15 protein-coding genes and 2 tRNA genes are annotated in these 19,159 nt (G+C 69.6%); 4 read left to right on the top strand and 13 right to left on the bottom strand.

Features of this window, described 5'->3' with window-relative positions:
• Nucleotides 1-24: 24 nt before the first annotated feature.
• The 3 genes from thrS to AB5J50_RS09835 all read right to left on the bottom strand — a co-directional run bounded on the left by thrS (nucleotide 25) and on the right by AB5J50_RS09835 (nucleotide 3,905).
• Nucleotides 25-2,004 carry a threonine--tRNA ligase gene (gene thrS, locus AB5J50_RS09825; RefSeq protein WP_369256759.1) on the bottom strand — a complete coding sequence of 660 codons (1,980 nt, stop codon included), beginning with the start codon at nucleotides 2,002-2,004 and terminating at the stop codon, nucleotides 25-27.
• Between the two features lie 120 nt (nucleotides 2,005-2,124).
• The gene (locus tag AB5J50_RS09830) at nucleotides 2,125-3,342 is read right to left on the bottom strand and encodes a hypothetical protein (RefSeq protein WP_369256761.1); all 1,218 of its coding nucleotides are present in this window, start codon (nucleotides 3,340-3,342) and stop codon (nucleotides 2,125-2,127) included.
• Nucleotides 3,339-3,905: a DUF4365 domain-containing protein gene (locus AB5J50_RS09835; RefSeq protein WP_327427290.1), complete on the bottom strand. Its 567-nt coding sequence runs from the start codon at nucleotides 3,903-3,905 to the stop codon at nucleotides 3,339-3,341. The genes AB5J50_RS09830 and AB5J50_RS09835 overlap by 4 nt, the downstream gene beginning before the upstream one ends.
• Before the next feature lie 170 nt (nucleotides 3,906-4,075).
• Here AB5J50_RS09835 and AB5J50_RS09840 point away from each other — a divergent pair, with 170 nt between their 5' ends.
• Nucleotides 4,076-4,801, top strand: a complete 726-nt coding sequence (locus tag AB5J50_RS09840) for a 3'-5' exonuclease (protein ID WP_327427291.1) — start codon at nucleotides 4,076-4,078, stop codon at nucleotides 4,799-4,801.
• Between the two features lie 47 nt (nucleotides 4,802-4,848).
• On the opposite strand, the gene AB5J50_RS09845 is transcribed toward AB5J50_RS09840, so the two are convergent.
• Nucleotides 4,849-4,920 (bottom strand) — tRNA-Val (locus tag AB5J50_RS09845).
• A 39-nt stretch (nucleotides 4,921-4,959) separates the two neighbouring features.
• Nucleotides 4,960-5,406, bottom strand: coding sequence for an SRPBCC family protein (locus tag AB5J50_RS09850; RefSeq protein WP_327434922.1), 447 nt, complete (start codon nucleotides 5,404-5,406; stop codon nucleotides 4,960-4,962).
• A 52-nt stretch (nucleotides 5,407-5,458) separates the two neighbouring features.
• Here AB5J50_RS09850 and AB5J50_RS09855 point away from each other — a divergent pair, with 52 nt between their 5' ends.
• The gene (locus AB5J50_RS09855) at nucleotides 5,459-7,933 is read left to right on the top strand and encodes an SCO7613 C-terminal domain-containing membrane protein (protein WP_369256763.1); all 2,475 of its coding nucleotides are present in this window, start codon (nucleotides 5,459-5,461) and stop codon (nucleotides 7,931-7,933) included.
• A gap of 22 nt (nucleotides 7,934-7,955) precedes the next feature.
• Here AB5J50_RS09855 and AB5J50_RS09860 read toward each other — a convergent pair whose 3' ends face one another.
• From AB5J50_RS09860 to AB5J50_RS09890, 7 genes are all read right to left on the bottom strand, one after another.
• Nucleotides 7,956-10,691 carry a Tat pathway signal sequence domain protein gene (locus AB5J50_RS09860; protein ID WP_369256765.1) on the bottom strand — a complete coding sequence of 912 codons (2,736 nt, stop codon included), beginning with the start codon at nucleotides 10,689-10,691 and terminating at the stop codon, nucleotides 7,956-7,958.
• 105 nt (nucleotides 10,692-10,796) lie between these two features.
• Nucleotides 10,797-11,420 (bottom strand): hypothetical protein, encoded by a 624-nt coding sequence (locus tag AB5J50_RS09865; protein WP_369256767.1) that lies wholly within the window; start codon nucleotides 11,418-11,420, stop codon nucleotides 10,797-10,799.
• 1 nt (nucleotide 11,421) lies between these two features.
• Nucleotides 11,422-12,291, bottom strand: coding sequence for a carbohydrate ABC transporter permease (locus tag AB5J50_RS09870; RefSeq protein WP_369256769.1), 870 nt, complete (start codon nucleotides 12,289-12,291; stop codon nucleotides 11,422-11,424).
• Nucleotides 12,288-13,247, bottom strand: a complete 960-nt coding sequence (locus AB5J50_RS09875; protein WP_330303222.1) for a sugar ABC transporter permease — start codon at nucleotides 13,245-13,247, stop codon at nucleotides 12,288-12,290. The genes AB5J50_RS09870 and AB5J50_RS09875 overlap by 4 nt, the downstream gene beginning before the upstream one ends.
• An 11-nt stretch (nucleotides 13,248-13,258) precedes the next feature.
• Entirely contained in the window at nucleotides 13,259-14,548 is a 1,290-nt protein-coding gene (locus tag AB5J50_RS09880; RefSeq protein WP_327427324.1) for a sugar ABC transporter substrate-binding protein, read from the bottom strand.
• 2,173 nt (nucleotides 14,549-16,721) lie between these two features.
• Nucleotides 16,722-16,796: transfer RNA gene (locus AB5J50_RS09885), tRNA-Val, on the bottom strand.
• 82 nt (nucleotides 16,797-16,878) lie between these two features.
• Nucleotides 16,879-17,313: a TIGR02611 family protein gene (locus tag AB5J50_RS09890; RefSeq protein ID WP_369256771.1), complete on the bottom strand. Its 435-nt coding sequence runs from the start codon at nucleotides 17,311-17,313 to the stop codon at nucleotides 16,879-16,881.
• Between the two features lie 191 nt (nucleotides 17,314-17,504).
• Here AB5J50_RS09890 and AB5J50_RS09895 point away from each other — a divergent pair, with 191 nt between their 5' ends.
• On the top strand, nucleotides 17,505-17,918 hold the full coding sequence (locus AB5J50_RS09895; protein ID WP_003959770.1) for an SsgA family sporulation/cell division regulator: 414 nt from the start codon (nucleotides 17,505-17,507) through the stop codon (nucleotides 17,916-17,918).
• 372 nt (nucleotides 17,919-18,290) lie between these two features.
• On the top strand, nucleotides 18,291-18,848 hold the full coding sequence (locus AB5J50_RS09900; protein WP_327427326.1) for a CGNR zinc finger domain-containing protein: 558 nt from the start codon (nucleotides 18,291-18,293) through the stop codon (nucleotides 18,846-18,848).
• 152 nt (nucleotides 18,849-19,000) lie between these two features.
• Here AB5J50_RS09900 and AB5J50_RS09905 read toward each other — a convergent pair whose 3' ends face one another.
• Nucleotides 19,001-19,153, bottom strand: a complete 153-nt coding sequence (locus tag AB5J50_RS09905) for a hypothetical protein (RefSeq protein WP_010988207.1) — start codon at nucleotides 19,151-19,153, stop codon at nucleotides 19,001-19,003.
• Nucleotides 19,154-19,159: the final 6 nt, after the last annotated feature.

Below are 19,159 nucleotides of genomic sequence, written 5' to 3' on the forward strand. Positions count from 1 at the left end.
CGGAGGCCTCGGACGCCGTACGGGTCAGACCTGTGCGCGCTCCTCGACGATTTTGACGATCTTGGCGATCGCCTCGTCGACGGGGATGCCGTTCTCCTGCGAGCCGTCGCGGTAGCGGAAGGAGACGGCGCCGGCCGTCATGTCCTCGTCGCCCGCGATGACCATGAACGGCACCTTCTGCTTCTGCGCGTTGCGGATCTTCTTCTGCATGCGGTCCGAGGACGCGTCGACCTCGACGCGCAGCCCGGCCGCCTTCGCCTTCTTGGCGAACTCCGCCAGGTACGGCACGTGCGCGTCGCCGATCGGGATGCCGATCGCCTGCACGGGCGCCAGCCAGGCCGGGAACGCGCCCGCGTAGTGCTCGAGCAGCACCGCGAAGAAGCGCTCGATCGAACCGAACAGCGCGCGGTGGATCATGACCGGCTGCTGCTTCGAGCCGTCCGCGGCGGTGTACTCCAGGTTGAACCGCTTGGGCTGCTGGAAGTCGACCTGAACCGTGGACATCTGCCAGGAGCGGCCGATGGCGTCCTTGGCCTGGACGGAGATCTTCGGGCCGTAGTACGCGGCGCCGCCCGGGTCGGGAACGAGCGGGAGGCCCTGCTTCTCGGCGGCCTGGCGCAGCGCGTCGGTGGCCTCCTCCCACTCCGCGTCCTCGCCGATGAACTTCGGGGAGTCGTCGCGGGTGGACAGCTCCAGCTCGAAGTCGTGCAGGCCGTAGTCGCGCAGCAGGTCCAGGACGAAGGTGAGCAGCGAGTCCAGCTCGCCCGCCATCTGCTCCTTGGTGCAGTAGATGTGCGAGTCGTCCTGCGTGAAGCCGCGGGCGCGGGTCAGGCCGTGCACGACGCCCGACTTCTCGTAGCGGTAGACCGTGCCGAACTCGAAGAGCCGCAGCGGCAGTTCACGGTACGAACGACCGCGCGCCTTGAAGATCAGGTTGTGCATGGGGCAGTTCATCGCCTTGAGGCGGTAGTTCTGCCCGTCGAACTCCAGCGGCGGGAACATCGCGTCCCCGTAGTTCGGCAGGTGCCCCGAGGTCACGAAGAGCTGTTCCTTCGAGATGTGCGGGGTGTTCACGAACTCGTAGTCCGCGTCCTCGTGGCGCTTGCGCGAGTAGGACTCCATCTCCCGGCGGACGATGCCGCCCTTGGGGTGGAAGACCGCGAGGCCGGAGCCCAGCTCCTCCGGGATGGAGAAGAGGTCCAGCTCGGCGCCGAGCTTGCGGTGGTCGCGCTTCTCGGCCTCGGCGAGGAAGTCGAGGTACGCCTTCAGCTCGTCCTTGGTCGGCCACGCGGTGCCGTAGATGCGCTGGAGCTGCGGGTTCTTCTCGCTGCCGCGCCAGTAGGCGGCGGCGGAGCGCATCAGCTTGAACGCCGGGATGTTCCGGGTGCTGGGCAGGTGGGGACCGCGGCAGAGGTCCTTCCAGCACAGCTCGCCGGTCTTGCCGTCGAGGTTGTCGTAGATGGTCAGCTCGCCGCCGCCGACCTCGGCGTCGGCGCCCTCGGCCGCCTCGGCGGCGTTGCCCTTGAGGCCGATGAGCTCCAGCTTGTACGGCTCGCCGGCCAGCTCCTCGCGGGCGGCCTCGTCGGTGGTGACCCGGCGCGCGAACTTCTGCCCGCGCTTCTGGATCTCCTGCATCTTCTTCTCGATGGCCTTGAGGTCATCGGGGTGGAAGGGCTTCTCGACGTCGAAGTCGTAGTAGAAGCCGTCCTTGATCGGCGGGCCGATGCCCAGCTTGGCCTCGGGGAAGAGCTCCTGCACGGCCTGGGCCATGACGTGCGCGGTGGAGTGGCGCAGGATGTTGAGGCCGTCCTCGGAGGAGATCTCGACGGGCTCGACCTCCTCGCCGTCCTTCACCTCGTACGCAAGGTCCTTCAGCTCGCCGCCGACACGGGCCGCGACGATGGCGCGCTCACCGGCGAAGAGGTCGGCGGCCGTAGTGCCCGTCGTCACCACACGCTCGTCCCGCTCGGAATCGCGTTGGATGATCACACGGACGTCTGACACCGGTCTCTCCTGACTGAAGGGGGGCAAGCTCACCCACTGGGGCATGGCATGGCAATGCCTTTCCGGCGATCCTACCGAGCCGGGGGTGCCCACCGCGAAACGGTTGTGCCCACTGCGCCCTCAGTCCCCGCTGCACGCCTCTTCGAAGAAGTCCAGGTTCTCCTGGAGCGACTTCATCAGACGGTCCCGCTCGGCCTCGTCCACCTGCACGGGTACGACACCGGAAGCGTTCGTGAGCCTGCGGAAACCGCCGCGGCTCTCCAGCCGCCCGTGCACCCGCACCGGCAGCCCGACCAGGTGGGCATGGCCCGCTATCCGGTACGCCTCCTCGTCGAGGGTCATACGGACGTGCGGGACCTCGGCGCCCGCGATGACCCGCAGCCGTACGGTGCCCTCGCCGCGCGGCCCCGACCTGCGCATCCGCACCACGGCACCGGTGAGGCGGACCGGCACGGACGGCTCCTCGCGCAGATAGCGGGCGCCGGCCTCGCGCAGCACGGGCAGGTCGCCGGGCGAGAACTCGACGGGCTCGGCGGGCGTCGCGCAGCCCTCGGGGACGCCGTCCGCGGGCGCCCACTCGACGGCGATCCGGGCGCCCTCGGTGCCGCGGACGAGGGCCACCAGGGCTTCCAGGAGCTCGTGGCTGACGCCCGCCTCGACGGCCGCGTCGAAGGCGTCCATGCCGCCGGTGGCCCGCTGGTAGTCGATGGCCTCGCGGGCGGCGTACAGCGCCTGGTGCAGGCGGATGGCGAGCGGCCGTCCGGTGGCGACGGGTACGAAGGCGGTGAGCCGGCGTCCGCCGGGTTCGGCGCCGACCAGGACGTTCTCCAGGGACGTGGCGGCGGACCTGCGGTGCCGGGCGCCGTAATAGCCGGCACGCGCGCGTGTGGCCAGCGCGCCCGCGAGCAGCATCTGGCGGGCGGCCGCGCGCAGCTGCTCCTCGACGGTCCAGGGCGCGGCGCCCACGGGTCCGGTCGGGACGTCCCGCCACCAGCGGATCTCGTCGCTGGGCACGGCGAGTGCGACCAGTACGTCGCGTGCGGACGGCGAACCGCTGCGGGCTAGCGCGACGAGCGCCTCGCCGAGCAGGTCGTCGCTGTCGGGGAAGGCCCGGTTCTCCGGCACCAGCAGGCTGGTGCCGCCGCCACCGGGCCCGGGTGGAGTCCACCGGCCGTACCGTCCTGCCGCGCCTCCGCGCCGCTGCCAGCCGTGCCGTTGCAGCAGCGCGCTGAGTACGGCGGGGTCGACCTGGCCGGGCTCGGGCGGCTGGCTCCAGAACGCCTCGGCCGGGTGCGGCCGCACCGGCCGCAGGACTTCGTCGATCGGGCGGTGCGTCATGGTCTGCCTCCCGTCCCGACCCGCGTCATGATCTCGCAGAGCGCGCGGTCGTCGAAGATCCGCGAGGTCGGTATGCGGACGGTGGTCCTGCGCCGGCCGGTGATGGCGTGCCCGGCGAGGTTGATCCAGTAGCAGCAGTGCCGCAGGTCGAGGCGGTCGTGGCTGGCGCGCAGCCAGTCGTCCTGGGACCTGGGCACGAGCATCACGACCAGGATCTTGTGCACCGAGACCGGGGTGCGGGCGAGCTTCGCCAGGTGCTCGTTGTCGAGTGTGAAGGAGAAGGCGGGCCCCGGCGGGTTCGGCGGGATCTGGTACGTGCACTTGAGCTGCACCTTGATGGTGACTTCGTCGTCGACCGTGTGCCCGGGGGCGCTGTGGCTGACGTGCCAGTCGATGCCGTTGTCGGGAAAGGGCTGGGACAGCGAGCAGCCGGCGGCCGCCGCGACGGCGTGCAGATAGCCGACCTGCAAGGTCTCCATGCAGGCGGTGGTGGCGAGCGTGCCGCGATGGGGTGCCGTCCGCTGGGGCAGCAGCCCGCCCCGCTCGGGCTGCGCGAGTGCCATGAGTCCAACAGCCTTCCAAGCCAAGTAAATCCCCGCTGCGGGCCGCTGAACTGCAAAGACCCGTACCTCTGTTGTCTCCTTCCGGCGTACGGCGCAAACAGCCCGGGTATCACCAAACGGGCAGAAGACGGTGCGTCAGCTGCCGTGGGTGAACGAGGAGTTGTGTACGTATGACGTGCTGGTACGAGGGCCCCTTGGCCGCGTTCGACACGGAGACCACGGGCGTGGACGTCGAGACCGACCGGATCGTGTCGGCCGCCGTCGTCGTCCAGGACGCCCCGGGTTCCCGTCCGCGGGTGACCCGATGGCTGGTGAACCCGGGAGTGCCGGTGCCCGCGGGGGCGACGGCGGTGCACGGGCTCACGGACGAACATCTGCAGCGCAACGGCCGCTGGCCGTCGCCGGTGATGGAGGAGATAGCCCTGGAGCTGGGCGAACAGGCCGCGGCGGGCCGCCCGCTCGTGGTGATGAACGCGCCCTTCGATCTGACCTTGCTGGACCGGGAGTTGCGCCGCCATCGCGCCTCCTCCCTCGACCACTGGTTCGAGTCGACGCCGCTGCGCGTGCTCGATCCCCGGGTCCTGGACAAGCACCTGGACCGCTATCGCAAGGGCCGCCGCACCCTCACCGATCTGTGCGCGCACTACGACGTGGTGCTGGAGGGCGCGCACGACGCGGCGGCCGACGCAATGGCCTCGATGGATGTCGTACGGGCGGTGGGGCGCCGTTTCGCGGCCCGTCTGGAGCGGCTCTCGCCCGCCGAGCTGCACACACTGCAGGCGGTGTGGCATGCGGCACAGGCGCGCGGACTGCAGGCGTGGTTCGCGCGCAGCGGCTCGGACGAGGCGGTGGATCCGGCGTGGCCGCTGCGTCCCGAACTGCGCGAGGCAGCGTGAGCACACAGAAAAACCGGTCCGTCTGTGACGGACCGGCTTTCTCCGGGTGGGCGATACTGGGTTCGAACCAGTGACCTCTTCGGTGTGAACGAAGCGCTCTCCCACTGAGCTAATCGCCCGGGAACGCACTGAACAATACAGGTCCCGGCGGGTGTGGTTCAAACCGCTTCGAGGTAAGCCGTGAGTCCTCGCTGTCCCGCGCGCATCATCAGGGCGTGGTTGGCGCGGAAGACCGGCCGCCCCGGTACCGCGAGCCGCCGCAGCAGGGGCTTGCTGACGTCGACCTCCTGGTCGTACCGGGCGCGGGTACCGGGCCCGTCGGAGGTGAGCGTCCAGCGTGCCCAGCCGTCGAGGTCACCGGTCATCGCGATCTCCAGGACCCCGGCCGTCGGGTCGCGCCGGACCTCCCGGGCGGTGAACACCAGGTCGTAGGGCAGGAGTGCGCGGATCCGGATGGTGCCGCTGCGCTCGTCGATCGGGTTGACCTCACGGACCTGGGGCCACCAGCGCGGGTAGTGCTCGGCCTGTTCGAGAGCGGTGAAGACGGCGGCCCGGGGCGCGGGCAGGGCCCAGAGGCTGCGGAAGCGGTAGTGGCTCCAGTCCATGTACGGAGTGTGCCCGTACGGGGATCTGAGTACGGCCTGAGTACGCGCACTCATGCCGGCGAACGTGACCGGGACCACACTCCGGAGCATGACCCACATCCCGCCCCCGGCCGAGGAGTTGCGGCTCCTCGACACCGAGCTGCGGCAACTCGACGCGCGCCGGGCCCTGTTGCTGGCGCGCCGCGCCTGGCTGGTGGCCGCCCTTCAGCCGCCCCCCGCGCCGCAAGCGCCGCGCGCACCGCAGGCCGCCGCTGCCCGCCGGCCCGAGACCACGGCACCCGGCGTCCAGAACGTGCTCCTGCTGCTCGGCGGCATCCTGCTGACCGTGGCCGCAGTCGCGTTCACGGTCGTCAGCTGGGGGCACCTGGGGATCGCCGGCCGGGCGCTGGTCCTCGGCGCGGTGACGCTGGCCGCCCTCGGCGCGCCGGTGCCGCTGCTCCGCCGTGGACTGCGTTCGACGGCCGAGTCGGTGGCGGGGCTCGGCCTCGCGCTGACGGTGCTGGACGCCTACGCGCTGCACGAGGTCGCGCTGCCGGACACCGACGGCCTCGGGTACGCGGCGCTCGCGTCGGCGGTACTGGCCACGGTGTGGGCGGCGTACGGTCTCGCCCTCGGCGCGCTGCACCGCCCGGCCGGACAGCCGGCGGAGACCACCGGCGCCGGACCGCAGCCGGCCACCGCCGGTGTGCGTCTGCCCTTGCGGCTCCCCCTCCCCACCGCCGTGGCCACGGCTCAGCTCCCGCTGCTGCTCTGGGCGGCGGCGGCCGGCGCGGGCGCTCATGCCCTCACGGCTGCGCTGCTGGTGACGGCCGCGTTCGACACGCTGGTCGCGCTCCGGGTCCCCGTGAAGTCCGTACGTGTGGTCGCCGCCGTCGGCGCGTACGGCATGGGCGGCTGGGGCACCCTTGCCGCCGGTTGGCTGTCCTGGACGGCCTCCGGCCCGAGCGCCGCCGCCCGTGCGGCGGCGCTCCTCCTCCTTGCCGCGGCGACCGCGTTCGCGGCGGCGTGGCACGCCCCCAAGCCGGGCGTCGCGACCGGCACCGCGCTGGCGGGCGGTCTGATCACCGTCGTCGGACTCGGCGGCGTCCTGCGCTCGTCGCTGCCCGACGACTGGACGGTTCCGGGCTATCTGGCATGTGGCGTCGCCCTGTTGGCGCTCGTGCGCACGCGCCTGGCCGAGCCGCTGCGGCGCGGGCTCGCCCGGGCCTCCGGCTGTGTGCAGGCCGTCGCTGTGGTGTGGGCGCTGCCTCTGGTCGGCATCACCCTTCTGGGCCCCGTCGGCTGGGTGGAGAGGGCGTGGTCCGGTTCGCCTGCGACCGCCCGCGACGCGGTGACTCTCGACGTCCCCTGGCCTGCGCACGCGGCCACGGCGCCGCTCGTCCTCGCGCTCGTCGCCGGAGTCCTGGTGGTGGCGGTCCGAGCCTCACAGTGGCGTCAGCAGGCCCTGACGTGCGCGCTGACACTGAGCTGGGCGACGGTACTCGTCCTCCCGGCAGCTCTCGAACTCCCCTACGCGGCAGGACTGTTGACGCAGGGGCTCACGACGGTGGCCGCCCTGGCATGCGCCCGCCCCACACAGCCACAGACACCCCCGCTGCTGCTGGCCCTCCTCTCCTCCCTCGGCCTCGCGTTCCTCTCGCTGGCCTCCGAGGGCGCCACCCTCACCGTCCTCGCCGCGCTGACCGTCCTGTTCGCGGCCGCCGCCCGGCGACCGGGCCTCGGCCCGGCCGCGGCGCCCGCCGCCCTCGTGTACGCCACTGCCCTGGCCTGCGCCGCAGGGGCGTCCTTCGGCTGGCAGCCGCAGCAGACCGCGCTGCTCGTCCTCGTGGTGCCGGTCGGCGCGGCCCTCCTCGCCGCGCGTCTGGGCAGCTCGTCCATGACCGTGCCGGTGGAGGTGACCGGAGCCGCCGCGGCTCTGCCGGCCATCGCTCTCACGGTCACCCATCCGCCCATGCTGGCCCTGGTCCTGTCGCTCTGCGGAGTGATCGCCGCGGGCACGGCGGTACGGGAGGACCGGCGCTCCGTCGGATACGCGGCCGCCGCCCTGTTCGTCCTGGCCACCTGGGTCCGCCTGGCGGCCTGGAACGTGGGCTCCCCGGAGGCGTACACACTTCCGGTGACCCTCCCGGCGTTGCTCGTGGGGGCGGTCAGGCGACGCAAGGACATGGCTGTCCCGTCGTGGGCGGCATACGGTCCGGGGCTGTCCGTCACGCTCGTGCCGAGCCTGTTCACGGCGTGGGGCGACTCCCACTGGCTTCGCCCGCTGCTGCTCGGCGCGGCGGCGCTCCTGGTCGTCCTCGTGGGCGCCCGGCACCGTCTCCAGGCGCCGCTCGTGGTGGGCGGCACGGTGCTCGTCCTGGACGCGCTGCACGAACTCGCCCCGTACCTCGTGCAGGTGGTCGACGCGCTCCCCCGTTGGGTGCCTCCCGCACTCGCCGGTCTGCTGCTGCTCGCGCTGGGTGCCACTTACGAGCAGCGGATGCGCGACGCACGGCGAGTGCGGGAGGTGCTGGGGAGGATGAACTGACACATCCTCAACCGGCGTACTGCTAGGGCATCTTGTCGCCGAGCAGCGCCAGGTTCTCGATGGCGGCGAGGCCGTACAACGCTGTGTCGTTCGTGTAGACCCAGTTGGCCTCGCTGCCCGGTACCAGCGTGACCGGGCCGCTCACCTTCTCCGTCTTCCAGGGCGAGGACTCGGTATAGCCGTCGGAGCTGTAGAACTTGGTCCACGCGCGCGCGGCGAGCTTCGCGTCGCCGGTCTGTACGGCGGCGTACGCGTCGAGGCGCGAGTGGCCCTGGAACAGCAGCAGGGTGCCGAAGTTGGAGCCGTAACGGGCCGCCTGTTCGGTCTTGGTGGCGTTGAAGTAGCGGCAGTAGTCGAGGTAAGCGTCCTTGAACTTGGGCATGTCGACGAGGTCGATGAGCTCGGCGCACAGTTCGTTGAGGCCGAAGACCGCCGAGAGGTGCGAGACGCCGACCACGGGCGTCGTGGCGATGGCGAACTTGCCGGTGTCGAGGTCGTACAGGCCGGAGCCCTGCACGAATCCGTTGGGCTGGCCGGCGATGGTCTCCATCGTCGACAGCACCCGCGCCTTGGCCTTCTCCCACTTCGGGCCCTTGCGCTCCCACTCGGTCAGCCACGCCGACACGAGCCCGCTCCAGTCCGTGCCGAAGCCGATCGACAGCGCGTGCCGGTCGGGCGTGTACGGCTCGGTGCGGATCTTGCGGATCGGGTCGAGGACCAGGAACGTCTCGTCGGAGTCGACGTTGGCGTGCATGAGGTCGCCGACGCGCTCGTCCGCGGTGAGGAAGTAGTAGTAGCGCCGGTACGTGGTGTTGGCGATGCGCTGCTGCTTGGCGCTGTCGGCGTAGTGCTGCACGCCGTGCCGGGTGCCGAGGCCCGCCCACTGGCCGAGGTGGTAGACGTCGACCTCGCCGGTGTGGCGGGTCATCGCCTCGGCGAAGCGGAAGATGTCCGCGCGGCCGGAGCGGATGTAGGCGAACCACAGCCAAAGGTCCGGCGACAGCTCGGAGTTGTCCCAGGCGTAACCTCCGACGTCGTAGCGCCACTGGTGCCTGACCGGGTCGTACGAGTGCATGATGTCGCCGTAGTCCCAGAAGCCGTACCAACGGCGCATCTCCACCTGGTCCTTGTAATAGGTGAAGAGGAAGTCGAGGTGGTCCTCGATCTTGGCCTTGGCGGTCGTGGAGCGGTCGGGCTCGGAGTAGAGGCCGGGGCCGAAGACCTTGGCCTTGATGAGCTGCTTGGGCGGGGCGGCGAGCTGCGGCAACACCCGTACGGCGTCGACCTGTTCGGCGAGCTTCTCGGGCGTGGGCGTCGACTCGTTGGCCCAGAAGAGGAGTTCGGAGGTGCGGGCGATGCCGTAGGGGGTGCCGAAGCCCGGCTCGTAGTCCTCGTAGGTGATGTTGAGGCCTTCGAGCTGTTCGGCGTACGTGTCCTGGCCCATACCGTCGTGGTAGAAGCGCAGGTCCATGGGCTGCGCCTCGGGCGACCAGAGCCAGAGGGTGACCTCGGCCTCGTCGGTGTGGGCGTCGCGGATGTCGAGCTGGGCCGGGAACTTCTCCCAGAAGTCCCGCAGCCCGAAGGAGAATCCGCCGCTCGGCCCGCCGACATAACCGAAGCCCGACGCGCGCTTGCCGCCGCCGGCGCCGATCCAGCCGTACCCCTTCTTCGTCCGCTTGCGCAGCGTGAAGCCGTCGGCGGAGAGCTGGGCGAGGGTGTAGTCGCCCCACTCGGGGATGTACTGGAGCCGGGTCGTCACCCGCTGGTCCCAGGTCGACGGGTCGGGCAGCTTCTCCCCCGCGAACTGGGCCGCCTGGACGGCCGCGCCCGGGTCGCGCCGCAGCCCGGTGATGCCCTTGACCGCCTCCCGCAGCAGACCGGTCTCGTCGCCGCCGATGCGGATGTGACGGTCGTACGACGCGTCGCGCATCGGCACGGTGAAGCGGACGCCGAGCCCGCGGATGAAGTCGCCGCTCGCCTTGCCCGGCTCCTGTGTCCCGTCGAAGGTGATGGTGTGCACCATGCGGAAGGAGTCGGCGCCCGCGTAGAAGTACAGCCGGATCGAGAAGGGCAGCCAACTCCGGTCGCCCTTGCGGTGCTTGCCGTCGATGCGGACGACGGCACGGACCGGCCCCTCCTGCTCGACCTCGACCTCGGAGATGGCGCTCTCGAAGCGCTCGAACTTCTCCGCGCCCTGGTCCTCGTCCTCGATCTCGGGCTGGCGGATGAGCACCAGCCGGCCGTTCTTGGCGATCTCGGTGGAGCCGCGCGTGACGGACTTGACCAGCGTGGAACCGCTCTTGCCGATCTTCGCGGTGATGACCCCGGTCGATATGTCGATGGTGCCGCCGCTCTTGTCGACGGTGACCTTCTTGTCGGGAGCGGCGGGTTCCCCGGCGGTGAGCGTGAGCTTCCCGGAATCCGAACTCACCGCGTGCGCGGTCCACTTGAGGGAGCCGTCCGGCCAGTACGCGATCGGCCAGGACTGCACGGGCACGGCCTTGCCGTCGGCGTCCGTCAGCGCGAAGGTCTGGTCCTCCTGATACGTGCCCTTCGGCCAGGGCACGCCGACGGTGGATCCGGGAGCGGCGCCGAGACCGCCGTCCTCCAGCCAGTCCAGGGTCACCGGATCCGCGTCGGCGGCCTCGGCTCTGACGGCGGCCTGTGCGTTCGTGCTGCCCAGGGCCCAGCTGAACTGGGCGGCGGCTCCGGCGACGGCGGCCGCCTTGAGAAGGGACCTGCGGGGGATGGGAGCCATGAGATTCAGCCTTTCCTTTCCGTGCGGGGAAGTCAGGGGCATGACAGAGGGAGGTACGGCGCTTAGCGTGGAGCGCCGACCTTTCGTACGACTGCGGGGGCCGGGTCAGCGGCGCCGGTACCGCTCCTCCACGGCGACGGCCGCCGCCGCTACGGCCCCAAGGACAGGGACCGCGAGCGGCGCGACGAAGAAGGCGGAGGAGACCACCACGGCCAGTCCGCCGATGAGCAGAAAGGATCCGGCCGGGTCGAGCACCGTGCGGCGCCCGGCGTCCGCGAGCAGCTCGCGCCAGGCCGCCCCCGGCTCCCAGGCCGCCGCCGCGCGCAGTCCGGCGACGGCACCGCCGATGAGGGCGAAGAGGCCGACGGCCCCGACGAGCGGGCCGCCGGGTATTCCGGCGCGCACGGCCTGGACATCCACCCAGACCGCGGCCGCCACCGCCCAGCCGGCGAGCCCGGCGATCCACCCGCCCCGGACGGCCGCCCGGAAGTCGGCGACGAACTCCCGCCAGCCGCCCGCCACATGGGTCGTACGCCGCCGCAGATGCCGCGCACCGGCCGCGAATGCCGCGGGGTAGGTGACCAGCGGCAGCGAAGCCAGCGCGATCCACACACCGGTGAGCAGACACTCCGCGAACACGGCGAAACGCTCGGCGAAGACGGATTCGCGGGGTGCCTTGCGGGCCTTCGCTCGGGCTCCGGCTCTGGCCCGCGGCTGGGTAGTGGCCATGTCAGCCCTTCAATCCGGAGGTCGCCATGCCGTCGATCAGGTAGCGCTGGAAGGCGAGGAAGAAGAGGAGCACGGGCAGCAGCGCGACCAGTGACATCGCGATCATGCCGCCGTAGTTGGCGACCCCTTCCTGGTCGCGGAACATCATCATGCCGAGGGAGACCGTGTACTTGCTGGGCTCGTTGAGATAGATCAGCGGGCCCATGAAGTCGTTCCAGGCGTTGATGAAGGTGAAGATCGCGCTGGTGATGAGGGCCGGGCGGCACAGCGGCAGCACGATCGACCAGTAGATCCGCAGATGCCCGCAGCCATCCAGCCGGGCGGCCTCGTCCAGTTCCCGGGGCAGGTTCCGCATGAACTGCACCATGAGGAAGACGAAGAACGCCTCGGTGGCCAGGTACTTGCCGATCAGCAGCGGCACATAGGTGTTGACCAGCTCCATCTTCTGGAACATCACGTACTGCGGGATGAGCAGCACGTGGTACGGCAGCAGGAGCGTGCCGATCATCAGCGAGAACAGCACGTTCCGCCCGGCGAAGCGGATCTTGGCGAAGGCGTACGCCGTCAGCGAGCAGGAGATGAGGATGCCGACGACGGAGCCGAACGCGTAGAAGAGGGAGTTCTGGAAGAAGGTCGCGATCGAGATGTCCGCGATGCCGTCGGCCAGCCCCTTGAAGTTGCCGAGGACGGGACTGGTCGGGAACAGGTCCAGGCTGCCGATGATCTCCCGGCTGGGCTTGAACGAGGCTCCGAGGACCCAGATGACGGGATAGAGGACGACCGCGAGGACCAGCAGGGCACCGATGTGCCAGACGAGCGAGCCGGTGCGCTTACGGCTGAGAGCCAGGGGTTTCGTGGTGGTCGCGCTCATCGGGCGTCCTCCTCGTAGTGCACCCACCGCTTCTGCGACCAGAAGAGGACGGCCGTCACCAGTGCGACGGCGAGCAGCAGCATCCAGGCCATGGCGGAGGCGAAGCCCATCTGGGACTCCTTGAAGCCCTTCTGGTACAGGTAACAGGTGTAGACGAGCGTGGCGTCGGCCGGTCCGCAGGTGGCGTTGGAGACCACGTAGGCCGAGCCGAAGATCTGGAAGGAGTGGATGGTCTCCAGGAGCACGTTGAAGAACAGCACCGGCGAGATCATCGGCAGGGTGATGTTCCAGAACCGCCGGAACGGTCCGGCGCCGTCCACCTCGGCCGCCTCGTACAGCTCCTTCGGCACCTGTTTGAGCCCGGCGAGGAAGATCACCATGGGCGCGCCGAACTGCCAGACGGTGAGTGCCACCAGGCTGTAGAGCACCCAGTTCGGGTCGCCGACCCAGCCTCCGGTGTGGAAGCCGAAGAACGACTGCGTACGGTCCACGATGGCGTCGTCGGAGAAGAGCGCCCGCCAGACGAAGCCGACCGAGACGCTCGCGCCGATCAGTGACGGGGCGTAGAACGCGGCCCGGTAGAAGGCCTGGCCGCGGCGGCTCTGCGCGAGCAGCAGGGCGACCCCGAGCGCCAGCAGCAGCTTCAGCGGCGTACCGATGATGACGTACTTGGCCGTCACCTCGACCGACTTCTGCCATCGGGGATCGTCGAACATCTTGGTGAAGTTGTCGAAGCCGATCCACTTCGGTGAATTGAAGAGGTTGTAGTCGGTGAAGGCGAAGTAGAGCGAGGCGGCCATCGGGCCCGCGGTCAGCAGCAGGAAGCCCGCGATCCACGGGGACATGAAGAGATAGCCGGCGAGATTCTCCCGGCGCCCCCGCCGCTTTCCGGCGGCGGGGGCCACGGAGCGCATCTCCGGGGCGTCGGGCGGAGAGGAGTCCTTGACGAGCGTCACTGCGGTTCCCATCAGGAGGCGAGGGCGGTCTTCGCCTCGGAGAAGAACTGCTTCACCGCGTCGGAGACCTTGGTCGTGCCCTGCGACATGTCACCGCCGATACGCAGGAAGGCGGACTCGACGGTGTCGGCTCCGGCCGGGTGCGGAGTGATGGTGCCGAGGACCCCTGCCGCGGCGACATCCGTCTCGTACTGCGCGATCGCCTTGTTGGGAGCGTCGGCCGGCTTGTACGCCTCGAACTGCTCGGTGGTCGCGAGGATGCCGCGGTCGTAGCCCATGATCTTGCCGACCTCGGGGTCGTGGACCATGAAGTTGATGAACTGGGCGACTTCCTTGGGGTGCTTGGTGCGGGCGGAGGCGCTCAGCATCAGAGAGGCGAGGTACTGGCCGGTCTGCTTGCCGTCGGTCGTGGGGATCGGCGCCAGGCCGTAGCTGCTGTCGCCCTCCGCCGTGTAACGGACCGTGAAGTTGTCCCAGGTGAACTCGGAGGCGGCGTGCCCCGCCGACAGCGAGGACTTCGGCTTGTCCTGCTCGACCCGCTTGGGGTCGGTGATGATGCCGGCCTTGACGCGGTTGTAGCCGTCCGTCCACCACTCCGTCAGGTCGGCCTCGTCGAAGCCGAGTCCGTCCTTGGTGAAGAACGCCTTGCCGTTCTGCCGGAGGTAGAGGTCGTACAAGTACATGATGCTGAAATAGCCGGTGTCGCCGGCCACCTTCTGGGTGTCGTGGATCTTCTTGAGGGCGGCGAAATACTCGTCCCAGGTCCAGCCCTGCTTGGGCTTGATGCCCGCCTTCTCAAAGACCTTCTCGTCGATGACAAGTGACATGGTGTTGGATCCGACCGGAATGCCGAGCTGCTTTCCGTCGACCTGACCGACCTTCTCGACTCCGGCACGGAAGTTTTCGAGGCTCAGATTTCCTGCGTCTATCTGGGACTTGAGGTCGAGCAGAACACCCCTCTTGTCGTACTTCCGAAGAAATCCGACGGCGTTCTGGAATACGTCCGGCGGATTTCCACCGGCGGCCTGGGTCTGGAACTTCTCCCAAAATGCCACATAATCCTGGAAGTCCGTCTTCACCTTGATCTTGGGGTACTTCTTCTCGAAGAGCGCGATGGACTGGTTGATCCTCTTCGCCCGCTCATCGGCACCCCACCAGGCATAACGGATCGTCACCGTCCCGTCCCCGGAGGTGCCACTGTCCCCACCGCAGCCCGTCGTCGCGGCCAGCCCCAGCGTGGCCAGCGAAGCTCCGGCCGCCTTGAGGACGGTCCGCCTCTCAACACTCCCGTTGTTTCCCACAGTCGGGCCTCCCCGCAACTCGTCGCCGCCTGCATGAATCGTTTCAAGTAAGCGCTTGCTGGCACAAGGTACGGAGGGCTTTCGGGCGCGTCAATGATTCGGACAGGAATTGATGTGATGCGGTTTGGCCGCGCGGGGGCGTGGGTGGGGGTGCGGTTCGCTTGGGCGTGCGTGATTGTGCAGGTCGGGCGGGTGTGGTCGGTCTGTCGAACGTGATGCGGTGGGTTGGACGGGTTGGGGACGGGGCCGAAAAACAACTGCGGTTGGGGGGTTTAGGCGGCGTGAGGGCGGGGTTGGTGGGAGGTGCTGAACTGAGCGTGACTGTGGTGGGTGGGGGTGGCTTGAGGAGTGGGGCGGGGTGGCGCGGGGTGAGGTGGCGCGGGGTGGGGTGTGCGCGGGGTGGGGTGGCGCGGGTGGGGTGGGTTGAGGATGGCTTCGCGAGGTGGATGAGTTTCGGCCTCGGGCTGGAGTCCGGAGGAGGGGCGGGGAAGGGCTGGGGTCGGGTGGGAGGCGGGGCGGCCGGAAAGGGCGACTCGGAGGGGGGCAGGGCACTTGGAAGGGGTTGGCCTGAGCGGGAGTAGGGCATGGGAAGGGGCTGGATCAGGGCGGGGGCGCGGGACCGGGAGCGGCTGGACCTGGGCGGGATCAGGACCGGGAGCGGCTGAGTTCGGGCAGGAAACGGAGCATGGCAAAGGGCTGCCCGGGCAGGGCTCTGACCAGTGAGAACAACTCCGCTCGGGCGGGAAGTCGTGCAGCGCGAACGGTGACTCAGCAGAAACCGGAGCAGCGCGAACGGCACGGATCAGGGTCGAACTGGGGTGCCGCCAACAACACGACTTGGGAAGGGAGACAGAGCAGCTCAAGTAGCTCGGCTCGGACTCGAACCGGAGCAACACGAACGCCTCGGACGGCACTCGAACTGAGGCTCCGCCAACGGCTCGTCTCGGACAGGATCGGACAGGAGACGGAGCAGCGCAGGCAGCTACTCGGGCTGGGCCCTGACCAGTGAGAACAACTCCGCTCGGGCAAGTAGCGGTGTGCCGCGAACGCCCAATCAACCAGAAACCGGAGCACCGCCAACACCCCGGCCCGGACACGAACCGAGGCGCCGCCAACGGCTCGGCTCGGGCAGGAAGCGGAGCACCGGGAGCAGCCACTCAGGCCGGGCCCGGACCAGTAAGAACGGCACCGCTCGGCCGGGCATCGGCGCGCCGCGAACGCCGACTCTGCCAGAAACCGGAGCACCGCAACGGCTCGACTCGGACACGACCCGGAGCAGCACGAACGCCTCGGACCGGACTCGAACCGAGACGCCACCAACCGCTCGACTCAGACAGGAAACGGAGCACCGCAAGCAGCTCCTCAGGACGGGCCCTGACCAGTAAGAACGGCACCGATCGGGCAGGAAACGGAGCACCGCGAACGCCGACTCGGCCAGAAACCGAAGCACCGCCAACAGCTCGACTCGGACACGACCCGGAGCCCTGCCAACAGCCCGGCCCGGACACGAACCGCACCACCACCAACACCCCAGCCCAGACACGAACCGAGGCGCCGCCAACAGTTCGGCTCGGGCAGGAATCGCACGACCACCAACCACCAACAGCCCGACCAGCGCGCAAGCCCCAGGATCACCAACCAACCGCGCCCGGACACGAACCACGCACCGGAAGGCGCTCGATTCGGGCTCAAGAGGCGGGCTCAGAAGGGCTGTTCGTGGAAGGCGAGGCCGTGTGCCGGGAGGCTGTTGGTCGGTGTCGGGACTTTTCGGATCGGCGCAGGTCAGCGAGGCAAGGGCTCCGTTGTCGTGGGGCAGCCCAGCGGTTCGAAGGACGTGCGACGGCGCCGACGACGGCGCGCCCGGGCGAGAGTCCACCGGCGTTGGCGCCCACGTCGGCAACAGGCCTTCGGCCCCGGCGTCCCAGCAAGCGTCCGTAGGCATCCGTAGGCGGCTGGACCCGGGGCCGGCAGAGTCCCTGGACGCGCCCGGCGTATGTCCGCTGCAGCTCTCCCGCAGGGCCGACGCCACCCCCGCCCGCGCCTCGGAGCCTCCTCCGGGGCAGCGCCGACACTCCGCCCCGGCTGCGACGCACGCGGTGCGCGTGGAGCGTCGCGTGGGAATGACGAAGGCGGCCCAGTCCACGTGTTCCGTGGACGGGGCCGCCTGTCGTGCTGGTGGGCGATACTGGGATCGAACCAGTGACCTCTTCGGTGTGAACGAAGCGCTCTCCCGCTGAGCTAATCGCCCGGGCGCAGAGAGAACATTACCCCATGTCAGGGGGTGGCTCCGACCAGCCGAGGGGCCTCGGGACGGCCTCCGGAGGGGGTCGTCACTCCTTGATGTTCCAGGGCATCTCGAGGCCGAACTTCCAGACGTAGACGCCGACAAGGGCGGCGATGATCACGAGGCCGACCGTTGTGAGGATGATGTTGCGGCGCCGCACCTTGGGGTCGAGCGCCCGCTGCGTCGCCTCCGTGACCTTGCGCTTCGTCCAGCGGAGCACGAGCTGCGCCCAGACGAACTCGGTCGCCCAGATCGCCATGCCGCCGAAGATCACCAGCCAGCCGGGCCCCGGCAGCGGAAGCATGATCACGCCCGCGACGACCACTGCGAGCCCCACGATGAAAACGCCCACCTGCCAGCTCAGGTGCAGCGCGCGACGCGCCTTGATGAATTCCGGCGCCCGCGAACCGAGCGCTCGCTCACCCTTCGCCCCGTCGTCAGCCATGGCGACCTCGCCCGGCTCGTCACTCCCCGTATTCATACGGCCAAACCCTACCCGAGAGAAACCAGTCACCGGAATGGCCCTATCCGGCGAACGGACTCTCGGCCGGATGAGTTACGTAAAGGCACGCAAAACACTCAGAGGGGTTTACAACGGCACCGTAGGTGGCATGTCGATTTCGCCGACGTGCGAATCCCCGAGCGCACACTGAGCGAAAGGCCCTGGCGCTTATGAACACCACGGTCAGCTGCGAGCTGCACCTGCGCCTCGTTGTGTCGAGCGAGTCCTCACTGCCTGTTCCCGCAGGACTGCGGTATGACACGGCCGATCCCTACGCCGTGCACGCCACCTTCCACACCGGAGCCGAGGAAACCGTCGAGTGGGTGTTCGCCCGCGACCTCCTTGCCGAGGGCCTGCACCGGCCCACCGGTACCGGCGACGTCCGAGTCTGGCCGTCCCGAAGCCATGGCCAGGGCGTCGTATGCATCGCCCTGAGCTCTCCGGAGGGTGAGGCACTGCTCGAAGCCCCGGCGCGGGCTCTTGAGTCGTTCCTGAAGCGAACGGACGCCGCCGTGCCCCCAGGCACGGAACACCGGCACTTCGATCTCGACACGGAGCTCTCACACATCCTGGCCGAGAGCTAGCGAGTCACCACAGAGCCGCCCGGCGCCGTCCACTCGGGGAGACGGCTCGGGCCTAGACAACCGCATAGGGCACAACCACGTAGGGCACAACCGTTTTGGGCACAACCGCATTAGGCACAACCGCAATTGGCACAACCGCTTTAGGCACAAACATCGGCGTCGTCGTCGCGGACTTCCGCGGGGGCGACGTCGGTGCGCGTGCCCCTACGCCGGCTCCCCCGCACCCGCGCCTCCGACTCCCCCACCCCCCCTTCCGGCTCCCCGTCACCCTCCGCTCCGCTCCCCCTCGCCCACTCCGCACGCCGGGAAGCCACTACCATCGGCCAGCATCGGGCGGGCGCCCGCCCGACCCCCCAGGCCAGGGAGCGAAACGTGCTGATCACCCACGACACCCGGTGCGCCCTCGACGCCGTGGTGGATCTGGTGAACACCGCGCCGGAGGACCAGCCGACGGACGGGCTCGCGGATGTCGCGTCCCTCGCCGACTTCGTACGAAAGCACGAGATCAGCGATGTCGGCGTGCTGTCGGAGCCCGATCTCGCGGCCGTGCGCAAGGTGCGCGGCCGGTTCGCCGAGATCTTCAGCGCCGACGACCCGCGGATCGCCGCCGCGCTCATCAACGACCTGGTCGCCGCGGCGGGCACCACCCCGCGGCTCACCGACCACGACGGCTACGACTGGCATGTGCACTACTTCGCGCCGGGCGCGTCCGTCGCCGACCATCTCGCGGCCGACTGCGGGATGGCGCTGGCCTTCTTCGTGGTCGCCGGGGAGCAGGAGCGGCTGCGCCGCTGCGAGGCCCCGGACTGCCGGCGGGCCTTCGTCGACCTCTCCCGCAATCGCTCCCGCCGCTACTGCGACAGCCGCACCTGCGGGAACCGCCTCCACGTGGCCGCGTACCGGGCACGGCGGAAGGAAGCGGCGGGCTGAGCGGCGTACCGACGGCTCCGGACGCGGCACAAGACGCTGCACAAGGACACGGGACTGGCGGACGTATCGGCTCGGCGCTCCACGCTCGAACGCGAGGAAGGGGCGGACTGACGGAGCCCTCGGCGGGTGGCGCCAGGGGCTCCGTGTACGGCTCAGAGCAGCAGCAGGTCGTGCAGCGAAGCCATGAGCAGCAGACAGCCGATCACCGCAAGGAAGATCATCAGCGGCGGCTGGGAGAGCGCGAAGAGACAACCACGCCGCTCCTCGGGCGGGGCGGCGGTGTCGCTCTGTGTTGTGTCCAGCATCTCGCG

The sequence above is a fragment of the Streptomyces sp. R35 genome (genome assembly GCF_041053035.1).
In the GTDB taxonomy this organism is placed as follows: Bacteria; Actinomycetota; Actinomycetes; order Streptomycetales; family Streptomycetaceae; genus Streptomyces; species Streptomyces lutosisoli.

Coding starts and splice junctions, on each gene's coding strand:
- AB5J50_RS09890 (WP_369256771.1), bottom strand. CDS start 17,313: ATGAATACGGGGAGTGACGAGCCGGGCGAGGTCGCCATGGCTGACGAC.
- AB5J50_RS09860 (WP_369256765.1), bottom strand. CDS start 10,691: ATGGCTCCCATCCCCCGCAGGTCCCTTCTCAAGGCGGCCGCCGTCGCC.
- AB5J50_RS09830 (WP_369256761.1), bottom strand. CDS start 3,342: ATGACGCACCGCCCGATCGACGAAGTCCTGCGGCCGGTGCGGCCGCAC.
- AB5J50_RS09870 (WP_369256769.1), bottom strand. CDS start 12,291: ATGAGCGCGACCACCACGAAACCCCTGGCTCTCAGCCGTAAGCGCACC.
- AB5J50_RS09850 (WP_327434922.1), bottom strand. CDS start 5,406: ATGGACTGGAGCCACTACCGCTTCCGCAGCCTCTGGGCCCTGCCCGCG.
- AB5J50_RS09840 (WP_327427291.1), top strand. CDS start 4,076: ATGACGTGCTGGTACGAGGGCCCCTTGGCCGCGTTCGACACGGAGACC.
- AB5J50_RS09905 (WP_010988207.1), bottom strand. CDS start 19,153: ATGCTGGACACAACACAGAGCGACACCGCCGCCCCGCCCGAGGAGCGG.
- AB5J50_RS09895 (WP_003959770.1), top strand. CDS start 17,505: ATGAACACCACGGTCAGCTGCGAGCTGCACCTGCGCCTCGTTGTGTCG.
- AB5J50_RS09835 (WP_327427290.1), bottom strand. CDS start 3,905: ATGGCACTCGCGCAGCCCGAGCGGGGCGGGCTGCTGCCCCAGCGGACG.
- AB5J50_RS09865 (WP_369256767.1), bottom strand. CDS start 11,420: ATGGCCACTACCCAGCCGCGGGCCAGAGCCGGAGCCCGAGCGAAGGCC.
- AB5J50_RS09855 (WP_369256763.1), top strand. CDS start 5,459: ATGCCGGCGAACGTGACCGGGACCACACTCCGGAGCATGACCCACATC.